Annotated in this window: 12 protein-coding genes and 1 pseudogene; 6 read left to right on the forward strand and 7 right to left on the reverse strand. The window is 39.3% G+C overall.

Annotated elements, in window-relative coordinates:
• Position 1: 1 nt before the first annotated feature.
• The 3 genes from FGL90_RS00790 to pdhA form a co-directional block, all read right to left on the reverse strand.
• Positions 2 to 1,306, reverse strand: a complete 1,305-nt coding sequence (locus FGL90_RS00790) for a dihydrolipoamide acetyltransferase family protein (RefSeq protein WP_147656498.1) — start codon at positions 1,304 to 1,306, stop codon at positions 2 to 4.
• 66 nt (positions 1,307 to 1,372) lie between these two features.
• Positions 1,373 to 2,350, reverse strand: coding sequence for an alpha-ketoacid dehydrogenase subunit beta (locus FGL90_RS00795; protein ID WP_010620069.1), 978 nt, complete (start codon positions 2,348 to 2,350; stop codon positions 1,373 to 1,375).
• A 2-nt stretch (positions 2,351 to 2,352) separates the two neighbouring features.
• Positions 2,353 to 3,474 (reverse strand): pyruvate dehydrogenase (acetyl-transferring) E1 component subunit alpha, encoded by a 1,122-nt coding sequence (gene pdhA, locus FGL90_RS00800; protein ID WP_010620070.1) that lies wholly within the window; start codon positions 3,472 to 3,474, stop codon positions 2,353 to 2,355.
• Positions 3,475 to 3,769: 295 nt separating this feature from the next.
• On the opposite strand from pdhA, the gene def reads away from it, so the two are divergent.
• Complete coding sequence (gene def / locus FGL90_RS00805) at positions 3,770 to 4,330, forward strand: peptide deformylase (RefSeq protein ID WP_147656500.1); 561 nt, start codon at positions 3,770 to 3,772, stop codon at positions 4,328 to 4,330.
• A 16-nt stretch (positions 4,331 to 4,346) separates the two neighbouring features.
• On the opposite strand, the gene FGL90_RS00810 is transcribed toward def, so the two are convergent.
• Positions 4,347 to 4,847 (reverse strand): hypothetical protein, encoded by a 501-nt coding sequence (locus tag FGL90_RS00810; protein ID WP_147656502.1) that lies wholly within the window; start codon positions 4,845 to 4,847, stop codon positions 4,347 to 4,349.
• Between the two features lie 216 nt (positions 4,848 to 5,063).
• Here FGL90_RS00810 and FGL90_RS00815 point away from each other — a divergent pair, with 216 nt between their 5' ends.
• The 5 genes from FGL90_RS00815 to FGL90_RS00835 all read left to right on the forward strand — a co-directional run bounded on the left by FGL90_RS00815 (position 5,064) and on the right by FGL90_RS00835 (position 10,491).
• On the forward strand, positions 5,064 to 5,282 hold the full coding sequence (locus FGL90_RS00815) for a DNA-directed RNA polymerase subunit epsilon (RefSeq protein WP_010620073.1): 219 nt from the start codon (positions 5,064 to 5,066) through the stop codon (positions 5,280 to 5,282).
• A complete protein-coding gene (gene rnjA / locus FGL90_RS00820; RefSeq protein WP_010620074.1) occupies positions 5,282 to 6,958 on the forward strand; it encodes a ribonuclease J1 in 1,677 nt (558 codons plus the stop codon). The genes FGL90_RS00815 and rnjA overlap by 1 nt, the downstream gene beginning before the upstream one ends.
• Before the next feature lie 143 nt (positions 6,959 to 7,101).
• The gene (locus FGL90_RS00825) at positions 7,102 to 8,061 is read left to right on the forward strand and encodes a diacylglycerol/lipid kinase family protein (RefSeq protein ID WP_010620075.1); all 960 of its coding nucleotides are present in this window, start codon (positions 7,102 to 7,104) and stop codon (positions 8,059 to 8,061) included.
• Positions 8,062 to 8,073: 12 nt separating this feature from the next.
• Entirely contained in the window at positions 8,074 to 9,024 is a 951-nt protein-coding gene (locus tag FGL90_RS00830) for an ADP-ribosylglycohydrolase family protein (protein ID WP_010620076.1), read from the forward strand.
• Between the two features lie 183 nt (positions 9,025 to 9,207).
• The gene (locus FGL90_RS00835; RefSeq protein WP_147656504.1) at positions 9,208 to 10,491 is read left to right on the forward strand and encodes an ISL3 family transposase; all 1,284 of its coding nucleotides are present in this window, start codon (positions 9,208 to 9,210) and stop codon (positions 10,489 to 10,491) included.
• Positions 10,492 to 10,545: 54 nt separating this feature from the next.
• On the opposite strand, the gene FGL90_RS00840 is transcribed toward FGL90_RS00835, so the two are convergent.
• The 3 genes and pseudogenes from FGL90_RS00840 to FGL90_RS00850 form a co-directional block, all read right to left on the reverse strand.
• Positions 10,546 to 10,746 carry a hypothetical protein gene (locus FGL90_RS00840; RefSeq protein ID WP_010620077.1) on the reverse strand — a complete coding sequence of 67 codons (201 nt, stop codon included), beginning with the start codon at positions 10,744 to 10,746 and terminating at the stop codon, positions 10,546 to 10,548.
• A gap of 172 nt (positions 10,747 to 10,918) precedes the next feature.
• Positions 10,919 to 12,297: pseudogene (locus tag FGL90_RS00845) on the reverse strand (IS3 family transposase).
• Positions 12,298 to 12,358: 61 nt separating this feature from the next.
• The gene (locus FGL90_RS00850; protein ID WP_010620078.1) at positions 12,359 to 13,312 is read right to left on the reverse strand and encodes a C40 family peptidase; all 954 of its coding nucleotides are present in this window, start codon (positions 13,310 to 13,312) and stop codon (positions 12,359 to 12,361) included.
• Positions 13,313 to 13,316: the final 4 nt, after the last annotated feature.

Here is a 13,316-nt window from a genome sequence, read left to right on the forward strand (position 1 = left end):
ATCATCCTTCCATTAATAACATATCTGGATCATGAAGAAGTGAAGTTAACTCGTTTAAAGCACGTTGAGCAGTAGCACCATCAATCAAACGGTGATCATAGCTTAATGAAAGCTTCAACATGTTTCCGACAACAATTTCGCCATCTTCGTTAACAATTGGCTCTTTAGCAATCTTACCAACACCTAAAATAGCAACTTCAGGGTAGTTGATAACTGGAGTAAACCAGCCACCACCAATTGATCCAACGTTACTGATTGTAATTGAACCACCAGACATCTGCTTTGCACTCAATTTGTTATCTTGTGCTGCTTGGGTGTTGTCAGTGATTTCTTTTGCAATTTCAAACATACCCTTTGAATCTGCGTTCTTAACATTAGGAACGTATAGACCATGTGGTGTGTCCGTTGCAATTCCGATATTGTAATAATGCTTGTAGACAATTTCTTGGGTTGAATCATCAATAGATGCATTCAATTCTGGGAAATCTTTCAAAACGGCTACAAGTGCCTTTGCAACGTATGGTAAGAAGGTCAAGTGAATGTCGCGGTCAGCGGCAGTTTGTTTATACTTCTTACGATTTGCCATCAAAGCAGTTACGTCAACATCATCAAATGAGGTAACGTGAGGTGCCGTAAACTTAGAAGTCGTCATTGCCTTAGCAATAGCTTTTCTAGTCATTGACATTGGTTCACGGGTTTCCTCTTCTGGAGTAGCTGAAACGTAAGGCTTGATTGGTTGAGCAGCAGTTGCTGCAGGAGCTGCGGATGCACTTGCAGCTGCTGGAGCAGTAGCGCCTGAACCTGCACCATCAATATCAGCTTTTAAGATTTGGCCGTGGTTACCAGTTGGTGTAACAGTGGTAATATCCACACCCTTATCACGAGCGTATTGACGAACTGATGGCATTGCCAAAACTAATTTGTTAGGATCTGATGCTGCAGGAACACCGGTTGGTGCAGCTACGGCTGGTGCGGGAGCTGCTGCAGGAGCTGCAGCTGGTGCTGCTTCTTCTTTAGGTGCTTCTGCTGGTGCAGCCTCACTTGATCCTGAATCTCCAGTATCTGGTGATCCATCATCAATTTCAACTAGGACATCGCCAATTTCGGCGGTTTCGCCCTCTTGTTTTAGAATTTTCTTAATTGTACCGGCAACTGGAGAAGGTAATTCAGAGACTGATTTATCGTTTTGGATTTCAACTAAAACGTCATCTTCCTTAACGGTGTCTCCTTCTTTAACATCCCATGAAGAAATTTCACCTTCGGCCATTCCTTCTCCGAGTTCTGGGAGCTTGAACTGATAAGCCATGAGACAACTTCCTTTCTCTTACAAAATAATGATTAAATTCACTTACTAAATTGAATTCGCTTTCAATTAGTAATTTACTAAATCACGTACCTTAGCTTCAATATCATCGGCATTTGGAATCCAATCATTTTCAGCTTGAGCCCATGGATAAATTGTATCTGGGGCAGCAACACGTCCGATAGGTGCGTCCAATGATAAAATGACATTTTCAGCAATATCAGAAGCAACAACTGCACCAACACCGGCCATTCTTTGTGCTTCTTGTACAACGACGACTTTATGAGTCTTCTTGACAGAAGCAAAAATGGTATCAGTATCAATTGGAGAAAGTGAACGTAGGTCAATCACTTCGACTGAGATATTTTCCTTCTCTAACTTGTCAGCAACCTTGAGTGCTTCGTTAACTTCAGCACTGTAAGCGACAACCGTAACATCGGTACCTTCGCGAACAACTTTTGCTGAATCTAGCGGAACAGTATAATGGCCTTCTGGAACTTCATCCTTCATTGAACGATAAAGTTTCAAGTTTTCCATAAATAACACTGGGTCGTTGTTTTCAACAGCTGAAATAACAAGTCCCTTTGCATCATATGGGTTACTTGGTGTAACAACACGTAAGCCTGGAACTCCTGTAAAGAAGTTTTCTAGGTTATCAGAATGCATTTCAGCGGTATGAGTACCACCACCAAATGGTGTACGAATTGTTACTGGCATTGCACGTTTGCCACTGAAACGGAATCGGTTACGAGCCATTTGGCCTGCAATTGAGTCCACAGCTTCAAAAGTGAATCCCATAAATTGAATTTCTGGAATTGGACGCCAGCCGGTCCATGCAAGACCAATTGACATACCTAAGATTCCTGATTCAGCTAAAGGTGTATCGAAAACTCGATCTTCACCGTACTTGTCTTGAAGTCCAACAGTTGTACGGAAAACACCACCGTTTTTACCAACATCTTCACCGAAGATAAGTGTCTTTGGATCGTCGCCTAAGACTTGATCCAAACCATCAGTAATAGCTTTAATATAAGTTAGTTTAGCCATGGTTATTTCGACTCCTTTGCTTCGAATTCAGCAATTTGTTTCTTAATGTTTGGCGTTGGAACTTCAAACGTCGTCTTCAACATTTCAGTAACAGTTTGCTTTGGTGTTGCTTCTGCATCTTTCATTTCTTGTTTGAAGCTATCTTTATATTCTTCAACAAGCTTGTCTTCTTGTTCTTGTGACCATAATTTCTTATCAGTCAAGATTTTACGTAATCTGATTAGTGGATCACGGTCGAACCATGGTTGTTCTTCTTCTTTAGTACGGTAACGACTAGGATCATCACCAGCAGATGAATGAGCACCATAACGATAAGTTAAGGTTTCAAGCATAACTGGACCATTTCCAGCGGTTACGTAATCACGAGCTTCTTTAGTAGCTTGGTAAACTGCTAAGATATCCATACCATCAACTTGGATAGATGGAATACCCATGGCAACAGCTTTTTGAGCTAAGGTTTCAGCACCAGTTTGAGTCTTACGAGGAACTGAAATTGCCCAGCCGTTATTTTGAACAAAGAAAAGTGCTGGAGCTTGGAATGAAGATGCAAAGTTCATACCTTCATAAAAGTCACCCTGTGATGTACCACCATCACCAGTATAAGTAAATGCAACTGTATCTTTGTCGCCATTCTTCTTGATACCAAGTGCGGCACCAGCGGTTTCAACATATTGTGCACCAATGATAATTTGTGGCATCCATGCTCGAGTATCGCCGTAATCGTTACCAACAGCGTTACCTTTTGACCATAAGAAACCTTGTTTAACACTTGCGCCATGTTGAATTAATTGAGGCAGATCACGATAAGCTGGGAAGAGATAATCATTCGAACTCATTGCTGAGATTGAACCCATTTCACTGGCTTCCTCACCTTCCGTTGGAGCATAGAAACCTAAACGTCCCTGACGTGAGAAGTTCATAGTTTGTTCGTGCAATGCACGCTCCCAAACCATTTTCTTCATGAAGTCAACAAGTTGATCGTCTGAGAAGTTATCAAATAGTTTTTGATTAACTATCTTGGCGTTCTCGTCAACAATCTGAAGAGGGGTTTTATATGGATCGCTCATCGTTGATTTGATTTTATCAAAATCAACAGCCGTTGCTTCTTTCTTTGTCGCTGCCATAAATAACACTTTCCTTTCCGTGGTTATGTAAACACTGTTTGCGCAATTTCCATAATTTATGAAAACAACAACAAACAATGAAATACAATTTAACTACGGTTCTAATCTACCATTTTTTTCCGGTCCTTGCAAGCCCTTTCATTAGCATAAAGTCACTATTTTCATGAAAATGGTGATAAACCAGCTTTTACAAAATACAATGAAATTATCTTTGATTATTTTTTCAAAAAGTGCTTCGAAAACAGAGAAAACTATGATAAAATTGACTGGTTTAGTATGCGTGGAGGTAATAAATTTGATATTAATGAAAGATATTGTTCGCGATGGAGATGTTGTCCTTCGGTCAGAAGCACAACAGGTTACTTTTCCATTAAATGAAGAAGATAAGAAACTTGCGTCCGAAATGATGGAATATTTAGAAGTTAGTCAAGACTCCGAACAATGCAAAAAGTTCGGACTACGAGCAGGCGTTGGCCTTGCTGCACCACAAGTTGGCGTTTCCAAGATGATGGCTGCCGTTCTTGTTCCGCCAGAAAAAGAAGGCGCAAAATCACCATTTAAGGACGTTATTATCAACCCGGTTATCGTCAGTAATTCAGTTCAATCTGGCGCTTTGGTCGAGGGCGAAGGTTGTCTTTCTGTTGATAAAGAAGTGCCAGGATACGTTCCCCGCTATGATCGAATTACCTTGAGGTATCAAAATCAGGATGGTGAAATGAAGAAAGTACGTTTGCGTGATTATCCAGCAATTGTTTGCCAACATGAAATAGATCATTTACATGGAATCCTTTTTTATGACCACATCAACAAAGAGAACCCCTTTAAAGCACCCGAAGATACAGTTATGCTTGAATAAAGAAAGAGCTGCCAACTTATGGCAGCTCTTTTTCTTCATCTAATTTTTTTAAATCTCTTAAATACTCCACGGTTGATTCATTCATTAGATAGGCAACATCAACGTGAAGTTCATTTTTGTATAACCACATGTCAGTAACTGAAAACGCATCGGTTCCTTCCATTGCATGAACCTTATTTTCCTTCGAATAAATTTGTAATGAAGAATTGAGAGCTTCTTTGATATGACTGGCCAACTTTTGATCTGGACTTATCGGCTTCAACGTGTATTCAAAGGCCATCACCCCTCTGCCCCACACATCGGCAACCCCTTTTGAATTGACAGATTTCCTTTGACGATTAGAAATCAATCCTTGTCCTTCTGCCTGTTCTAATGCCCAAGCCATCGCACGGTCGGTCTGCCGTTTGGCATCATCTCTCAAACGATTAGTCATTCGTCTGAGTAAGAATCTTCTTATGAACCAGAGAATAAAAAGTGCAATCAACAGTGCGATAACAATTTCCAAAGTCATCTTCATTTTTAATCTCCTTTCATAAGAACGGTTTTTTTCCTCTTTAAGTTTATTCTATCATTACTATTGCAAAACAGGTAATTCTATACTTACCATGTAACTTATGCTAAAATTGACGTTAATTGTTGTGTAAAACAACCCGATGTTCGGAATAATGTTTCAATGAATTAAATTGGCCATTAACTTTAATGGTTAAAATCAATATAAAGGAGTCATCAATGAATGATTTTTAAAGTTTACTATCAAGAGGATAATATTCGAAACCCCAAGCGAGAAACAACCAAGTCTCTATTTCTCGAGGCAGATACCGAAGTTGATGCTCGAACACTAATTGAAGAAAATACGGATCATAATGTCGAATTCATAGAACCTTTAGAGGGTAAGTTTCTAGAATACGAACAAAACGAATCAGGCTACAAATTAACGGAGTTTAATTCTTAATGACAAAGTTAAATATCAAGAATAACGAAGCTGCCATCTACGGTGTTGGTGGCCTCGGAGAAATTGGTAAGAATACTTATGGTATCCAGTTTCAAGATGAAATAATTCTTGTAGACGCTGGTATTAAATTCCCTGAAGATGAGCTTTTGGGAATTGATTATGTTATTCCTGACTATCAATATCTAGTTGCTAATCAACAAAAGATTAAAGCACTAGTTATTACTCATGGTCATGAAGATCACATAGGTGGTATTCCTTACCTACTGAAAGACCTGCACGTGCCAGTTTATGCTGGACCCTTAGCACTTGCATTAATTAAGAACAAGCTCGACGAACACGGGTTATTAAAAACAACTGAATTACACACAATTGATGAAGATACGGTTCTAAAGTTCAGAAAAATGAGCGTTTCATTTTTCAGAACCACCCACTCAATTCCAGATACGCTTGGAATTGCCGTCCATACACCGGTTGGCGTTATTGTGCATACTGGAGATTTTAAATTCGATCTTACGCCAGTAACGCACCAGCCACCGAATCTTCAAAAGATGGCGCGCTTAGGTGAAGAAGGTGTTCTTTGCTTAATGGCTGATAGCACCAATGCCGAGCGCCCTATTTGGACTAAATCCGAAAAATGGGTCGGAAAATCAATTCGTAAAATATTTGATCAAGTAGAAGGTAGAATTATATTTGCTACCTTTGCATCAAATATTTCGCGAATCGAAACAGCTTGTGAAGTTGCCCTTGCACACGGTCGAAAGGTTGCAGTGTTTGGTCGTAGTATGGAAGCTGCAATCGTTAATGGTCGTGAGTTAGGCTATCTTAATTTGCCGGACGAAGCAATTGTTGATGCCAACGACATAAAATCAATGCCCGCTAATAAAGTCATGATTTTATGTACGGGATCTCAGGGTGAGCCTATGGCCGCCCTCTCTAGAATTGCAAATGGTACCCACCGTCAAATCTCAATTCAACCCGACGACACGGTTGTTTTCTCAAGTAATCCCATCCCTGGTAACACGATTAGCGTTAACCACGTGATTAATGAACTAGAGGAAGCTGGCGCTCGTGTCATTCATGGCAAGGTAAACAACATTCATACTTCCGGTCATGGTGGACAAGAGGAACAGAAACTAATGCTACGCTTGATGCAGCCTAAGTTCTTCATGCCAATTCATGGTGAGTATCGAATGCTTAAAATTCATACTGAGCTTGCAGAAGAATGTGGTGTTCCCCTTGATCATAGCTTTATCATGGAGAACGGTGATGTCTTGGCGCTCACAAAGGATTCTGCTAGAATGGCAGGACACTTTAATGCCGGCGATGTTTACATCGATGGTAACGGAATTGGCGATATCGGAAACGTTGTACTTCGTGACCGTCAGTTACTTTCCGAAGAAGGCCTTGTCGTCGTTGTTGCAACAATCAACCTGAAGGATAAAGAAATTCAAGCTGGGCCTGATCTCTTATCACGTGGATTTGTTTATATGCGTGAATCTGGAGAATTGTTAAATGAAGGTCGACGTCTTGTCTTTAGAACTATTCGAAGAGCGATGCGGTCTAATAAAGCTAATGAAGCTTCCATTAGAAACGCAATTATCGATGATTTGCAGAACTTCCTGTTTGAAAAAACAGAACGTCACCCTATGATTCTACCAATGCTAATTATGAAATAAAAATAACACCTAAATCAAAATCTGATTTAGGTGTTTTCTTTCTGAATAAAATAAATATTTTGTTTGATTTCATTATTAGGTGTACCATCATTTAAAAATTGGTTATAATTTAACTTAGTTTAGTTTTAGAAAAGAGGATTAAGTTGGCAACCTACTTTTACATAATCATTAATGAAACTGCTGGCGGCGGAAAAACTCGGCGCTTATGGCCGGAAATCAAACAGGAATTAGATCAAAGAAACATCAATTATGACTTTACCTTTTCAACTTATCACAAACATGCGGTTCAACTTGCTGAGCAATGGGCCAAACACATTGATTACAATAAAATCCCTAACCCAGTTTTACTAGCGATTGGTGGCGATGGAACCTTTCACGAATCGTTAACGGGTTTAATTAATGCCCATGTATCTCCTCAGATCCCAATAGGCTACGTGCCCATTGGCTCTGGTAATGATTTTGCTAGAGGTATGAAAATGAGCCTAGATTGGCGTCATGCACTTACCCAAATATTAAACTGTACGCATGAAAATATCATTAATATTGGGACTTATAATGACACGCTCAAACATGAACGTGGTATTTTTACAAATAATCTTGGAATCGGATTCGATGCTGCTGTGGTTTCAAGAGCCAACCACTCCAAGAAAAAAGGATTACTCAATCGATTCCACTTGGGATCAATTAGCTATCTCGCTTCCTTAATTGGTGTCCTTTACAATCAAGAAGCATTTCCATTAACCGTTCATATTGATGATAAACGGGATATATACCCCAAAGCCTTTTTAGTAACTACCTCAAATCATCCCTTCTTTGGTGGCGGTGTTAAAATACTGCCCCCTGCTTCCGTAAAGGATGAGGCCTTGGACCTAATAATCATCGAACGCCAAAATATCTTCGTTCTACTCTTCCTATTAATTATGATCTTTATTGGAAAACACCTCAATTTTAAAGCCGTCCATCATTACCATGGAAAAAAGATTCAATTATCAATTTCTTCAATTGAATTCGGGCAAATAGATGGTGAAGAAATGGGTGGCAGATACTGGGATGTTTATTTGGGTGTTCAATCTTACCCCGTGTGGATTGACCCAACTATTTAAGGAGTGTTTTTATTGAATGAGGCCTACATCAAAAATGTTATATATGGTGTTGCAATCGGCGATGCTCTTGGAATGCCCCATCAATTTAAACCGCGAAACTCATTTATGACTCATCCAGTTACTAACATGACTGGTTTTGGTGCGTTTAATTTGCCTGCAGGAACGTGGTCAGATGATACAAGTATGACCCTTGCTGCTTTGGATTCCCTAAATGATGGACTCAATTATCCTAAAATGATGGAAAACTTTGTGCGTTGGATTGAAAATGGCGCTTATACACCAACTGGGTATGCCTTTGATATCGGCAAAGGAACGCAAGATGCCATTTCTGCTTTTCAAAAGGGAACGCCCCCTCTTTCATCAGGTTCAACTGATGAAACTAATAACGGCAATGGTGCGTTAATGCGACTAACCCCGATTGCACTTTATCTTGCAGTGTCACCTCATTCTGAATCCAGTACATTTGAAATTATACGGAACTTCACTCGCCTGACGCATGGTCATTCCCGTTCAATAGTTGCTTCAGGCATACTTACAAATATTATGTTACAGGTTATTAACCACCCTAAGCGACCCATTTTAGAAAACCTGACCAACGGAATCAATCAAGCGCGACGCTATTACGATAGGAAACCTGTTTACCAAGCTGAGTTGCACTATTTTTCAAGACTCTTTAACCTTGCCCAGCTATCTGACATGTCCCAATCTTCAATAAAGAGTAGTGGCTACGTTGTTGATACTTTAGAATCAGTCTGTTGGTGTTTGCTGACGGAGCCTAATTCTTCTAAATGTTTATTGAAAGCCGTCAACCTTGGAGATGATACCGATACAATTGCATCTATTCTTGGGGGACTGCTCAGTATGAATCCTCAAACTAACTTTCCAATAGACTGGCAACGACAGCTTCAGGGCCAAAATCAACTGAATACAATTATTAAAAATAGTTCAAATTACCTTAAATAAAGAGCCAAAACCTGAAAGTACCTCAGATTTTGACTCTTATTTATTATGGTTCTATACTTTTTCCTGTTGATGGATTGCCAGAGTGGTAATCTATTAACAGGATTTTTTTGTAAATTAAAAGCCCACAGGTCCCCATCCAATAAAATCCACCCACTACAGCATCATTAAAGGAGATAAGAACCCATGAACCCTATTGATAATACCATAAAGTTCGTCCTAAGCATAACTGACGAGAACGTTAACTTTTTTGCTTATAAAAGCCAATCTATTAAAAACAAACAATCTAAGATTTACATCGCCAACGTTAAAGTTAACTGTGTGAGATGTCCCCAATGTGGTTTCAATCATCTAAACCATAATGGTCACTACATTGCGCGTACTTCGTACCCGTCAGCCAATGCCAGTGAGCCAGTGTACCTTGAGCTGCATAAGGAACGATTAGTTTGTAAAGACTGTGGTGCTTCAATAATGGCATCCACTAGTCTAGTTGATAAATATTGCAACATTTCGCAAGCCACACGACAGAAAATATTCATGCATTTGCAGGACGACCGGACTCAGGCCAGCATCGCCTTAGATAATTGTGTATCACCAAGTACAATTTGTCGCTATTTAGATAATTACGATGATTTATTCCGCCGGAATTATGATTACTTACCAGAGCATTTAGCGATGGATGAAGTTCGCGGTGTTGGTGGTCAATTACACTTTATCTGTATTAACGGTGCCAGCAACCATGAAATTCAACAAATCTTGCCGGATCGCTATAAAAAAAGCATTATTGAGTACTTTAATAAATTCCATATCAATACCCGAAAACGGGTTCAAACCGTAACTCTGGATCTCAATAGTTACTATAAAGATATCGTTAAGGAAATGTTTCCAAACGCAGAAATTGTCGTTGATCGATTCCACATTATCGCCATGATGACGCGGGCATTCAACCAGACTAGAGTTCAGACAATGAAAAAATATGACAAGAAATCTATCGAATATCGACTGCTTAAGTTCTCATGGAAACTATATTTGAAGCACATTGATGAACTAGAAGTCAGCCAAACTTTCTATGATCGTCATTTACGACAGCAGTTAACTCAACAAGGGCGAGTACAAATGGGGCTTGACACTGATGACACTATTTCGAGCACATACGATGCGCTGCAAGGTATCATGTCCTGTCTTAAAAATCATGACAAAGATGGCATTGTCCACTATCTCTACAAAAATGAAAACCTAAGTTTTCAAATGAAGGAAACACTAAAAACGTTTAAAAGTAATCTGAAAATTGTCTTGAATGCCAGTGAATCTAAGTATTCTAACGGCCCAATTGAAGGTATTAATCGGATGATTAAGCAGATTCAGCGGACTGCGTTTGGATTTAGAAATTTCCATCATTTAATCTCGCGGATCAAACTTCAACAAATGAGAACAAAACCAAATACAAAAACAGAACTAGAAGCCGCTTAGCTTCTAGTTCTGTAAAACTATCTATCAACAGGATTTGACAGAGAGCCTTTATTATTAATCCTCAGAGGCAGCAATCGCCTCTAAAATCATTTCTAATTGATCACACTTCCGACTGAGATTATGGGCTCTCTCATTGACGTTATTTTTAATTGTCTGGGTAGTGCTAGTGACATATCCGTGTTCTCGGTTTTCGAGTTCATTTAATTCCCGATTAGCGGCCTTATATTCAGCCAAAATTTCGAATTTATTACTCACCTCATACACACTCCTTTTTTTCAAAATTAGTATATAGATAATAAGCGAATTGCTTAACAAGAGAAATATAACACTTCATTCGTATTTTGTTAACACTTTTCAGAAATATTTTTTGCAAAAAAAAACCTCAAAAATGAGGTATTGAAGTGAACCCCAAATATTGGACGAAACTTTAAGCAACTTTCTGGGTGGTAAGAGTTCGGTATTTAACCGGACTCTTACCACCCAGTTTTGTTTTAATTCTAGAAAAATTATAATATTGAATCCAGCTCGATATTGCTGAAGTTAACTCTTCAAGCGTATTGAGCTCTTTTTGATAGTACACTTCTGCTTTCATTATGTGAAAGAAGCTTTCCATTGCGGCGTTATCTAAACAGGTTGCTTTTCGAGACATACTTTGAATAATTCGACGTCGTTTCAAAATCTGAACCCAACGAATATTCTGATATTGGAATCCTTGGTCTGAATGGATTGTTGTGCGATAACCTAATTGTTTGGGAATGCGATTGATTGCTGACTCTAAAACCTTTGTCGTGAATGTCACAGTTGGATTTAAAGAAATATTATAGCTAAGTACTTCGCCAGAAAACAAATCATAGATACACGTAAAATAAGCACGCTCTTCAATCGTTTTCTTGCCCCAACGAATTTCAGTAATGTCTGTCGTTAATTTTTGATAAGGACGATCTGACATGAACCGGCGGTTAAGTCTGTTTTTCGCAATAGTGCCAACCGTTCCTTTATAAGAATTATACTTTCGAGATTGTTTACTAAAGGCAGTCGACAGTAGGTTTAATTCTCGCATCAAGCGTAATACTTTCTTGTGGTTAACGACTATACCCATTTCGCGTAATTGCCCAGTAACCTGACGATAACCCGCCGCAGGAGCCTTAGTCTTGAAATCAGTAATTGTTTGTTTAAGTCCCGCGTCTTTGTCGCTATCAACGGCAACGTGACTTACAGCGTAGCTGTATGTACTTTTGGCCATTCCAACTACTTTGAGGATCTTGACAAGCTTATAGCTCGACCTTAATTCTTGGATGATTTGTGCTCGTCGTCTTGTTGTGATCGAACCAAGGCCTTCAATTTTTTTAGATATTCGTTCTCAATCTTTAGTAATTCGTTCTCTTCGCGTAAATGTTCTAGTTCACTTTGCTTCTTAACTTTCTTGTTTTATTTATTCGTTGGCATTAGCTTTGGTTGCCCCTTACCACGATACAAGGCATCAACACCATTTCTTTCGAAAGAACGTTGCCATTGCCAGATTGTGGACGGCGCAGAAATATCGAAGTTAAGGGCAGTTTCAGTTAAGGACGCCTGGTTCGTTTTCATCCATTTTAAAACATTTACCTTAAAGGAGCCATCATAAACTTTTCCTGGTCTTCTAACTTCAAGTCCTTCAGTACCGAAATGTTGATATTGTCTGATCCATTTATTAACGGTTGTATAACTTTTGATCTGGTATTTACGAGCGATTAACTTAAGTCCGAGCGAAGTGGTCAAATAGTCTTGAACAACCTTAAATTTAAATAGTTTAGTGTATTTTGTCATAGTAAAACCCCCGGTATTGGATTTGGTCCAATACCGGGGGTTCACTTCAGTATTTTTCCTTTTAATTAACTGTCCCAGCAAAACTAGGCATAAAGTACTTACTAATTGTTTCGATTTCCACGTTTTGCCCTGGGGTCGGTGCAGCAACATATTGTCCGTTACCAATGTAAATTGCATCATGATAAGTTGAGCCCTTACTGCCCCAGAATAAAATATCGCCAGGAACCGCTTTGGCTACGCTGTGCGTTGTAACATGTGATTCTTGTTGAACTGTATTATGTGGCAAAGAAACGCCAGCAGCATTCTTATAAACATACATAACTAATCCAGAACAGTCCATTCCCTTTAATGAAGCGCCACCCCAAACATATGGGATGTTCTCTCCAGCCAATTTAACTGCTAATGCAGCTACTGAGGTTGTTGACGCATCATTCGTAGTCGTAACTGTTGTATCCTTGCTTGAGCTTGCCGTAGCCGTATTCGTTGAAGAACTCGTTGAATCATCGGTATCCACATGATTATCTTGCTTAGCAACTGTTCCGCTGACGGTTAGCTTTTGACCAGCATAAATGGTACTACCAGAAATTTTATTAAGCTTTTGCAGCTTTGCAACGGTTGTGTCGTATTTTGAAGCAATCTTTGAAAGTGTATCGCCTGATTTAACTTTATATGTATTCGTAGCAGACGAAACCTTATTACTTGTTTCAGTAACCGTTGTTGTCTTTGTCGATGTTTTAACTTGAGTGGTCGCTTTGACAGTTTTGCTAGTTTGCTGTTTAATCGTCAATTTCTGACCAACAAAAATGACATCATTTTGACTTGCATTCTTTTTGATTGAGTTAGCTGACTCAATACTTTTGACAGAAACGTTGTACTTTTTAGCAATGCTCCAAACCGTATCGTTTGATTTTACTGTAACCGTTTTTGCGCTTGCCGACTGGCTTGTTACCAAAAGAAATCCAGCGGCACTCGCAACACCAGCCAATACCTTTACCGTGTTATGACTATGTCCCATTAAA

It is taken from the genome of Secundilactobacillus malefermentans, from assembly GCF_008033155.1.
In the GTDB taxonomy this organism is placed as follows: domain Bacteria; phylum Bacillota; class Bacilli; order Lactobacillales; family Lactobacillaceae; genus Secundilactobacillus; species Secundilactobacillus malefermentans.

Bases quoted from the DNA above. Each gene is read 5' to 3' on its own strand.
- FGL90_RS00850 (WP_010620078.1), bottom strand. From the start codon at position 13,312: ATGGGACATAGTCATAACACGGTAAAGGTATTGGCTGGTGTTGCGAGT.
- FGL90_RS00795 (WP_010620069.1), bottom strand. From the start codon at position 2,350: ATGGCTAAACTAACTTATATTAAAGCTATTACTGATGGTTTGGATCAA.
- FGL90_RS00810 (WP_147656502.1), bottom strand. From the start codon at position 4,847: ATGAAGATGACTTTGGAAATTGTTATCGCACTGTTGATTGCACTTTTT.
- rnjA (WP_010620074.1), top strand. From the start codon at position 5,282: ATGACAAAGTTAAATATCAAGAATAACGAAGCTGCCATCTACGGTGTT.
- pdhA (WP_010620070.1), bottom strand. From the start codon at position 3,474: ATGGCAGCGACAAAGAAAGAAGCAACGGCTGTTGATTTTGATAAAATC.
- FGL90_RS00790 (WP_147656498.1), bottom strand. From the start codon at position 1,306: ATGGCTTATCAGTTCAAGCTCCCAGAACTCGGAGAAGGAATGGCCGAA.
- FGL90_RS00835 (WP_147656504.1), top strand. From the start codon at position 9,208: ATGAACCCTATTGATAATACCATAAAGTTCGTCCTAAGCATAACTGAC.
- FGL90_RS00815 (WP_010620073.1), top strand. From the start codon at position 5,064: ATGATTTTTAAAGTTTACTATCAAGAGGATAATATTCGAAACCCCAAG.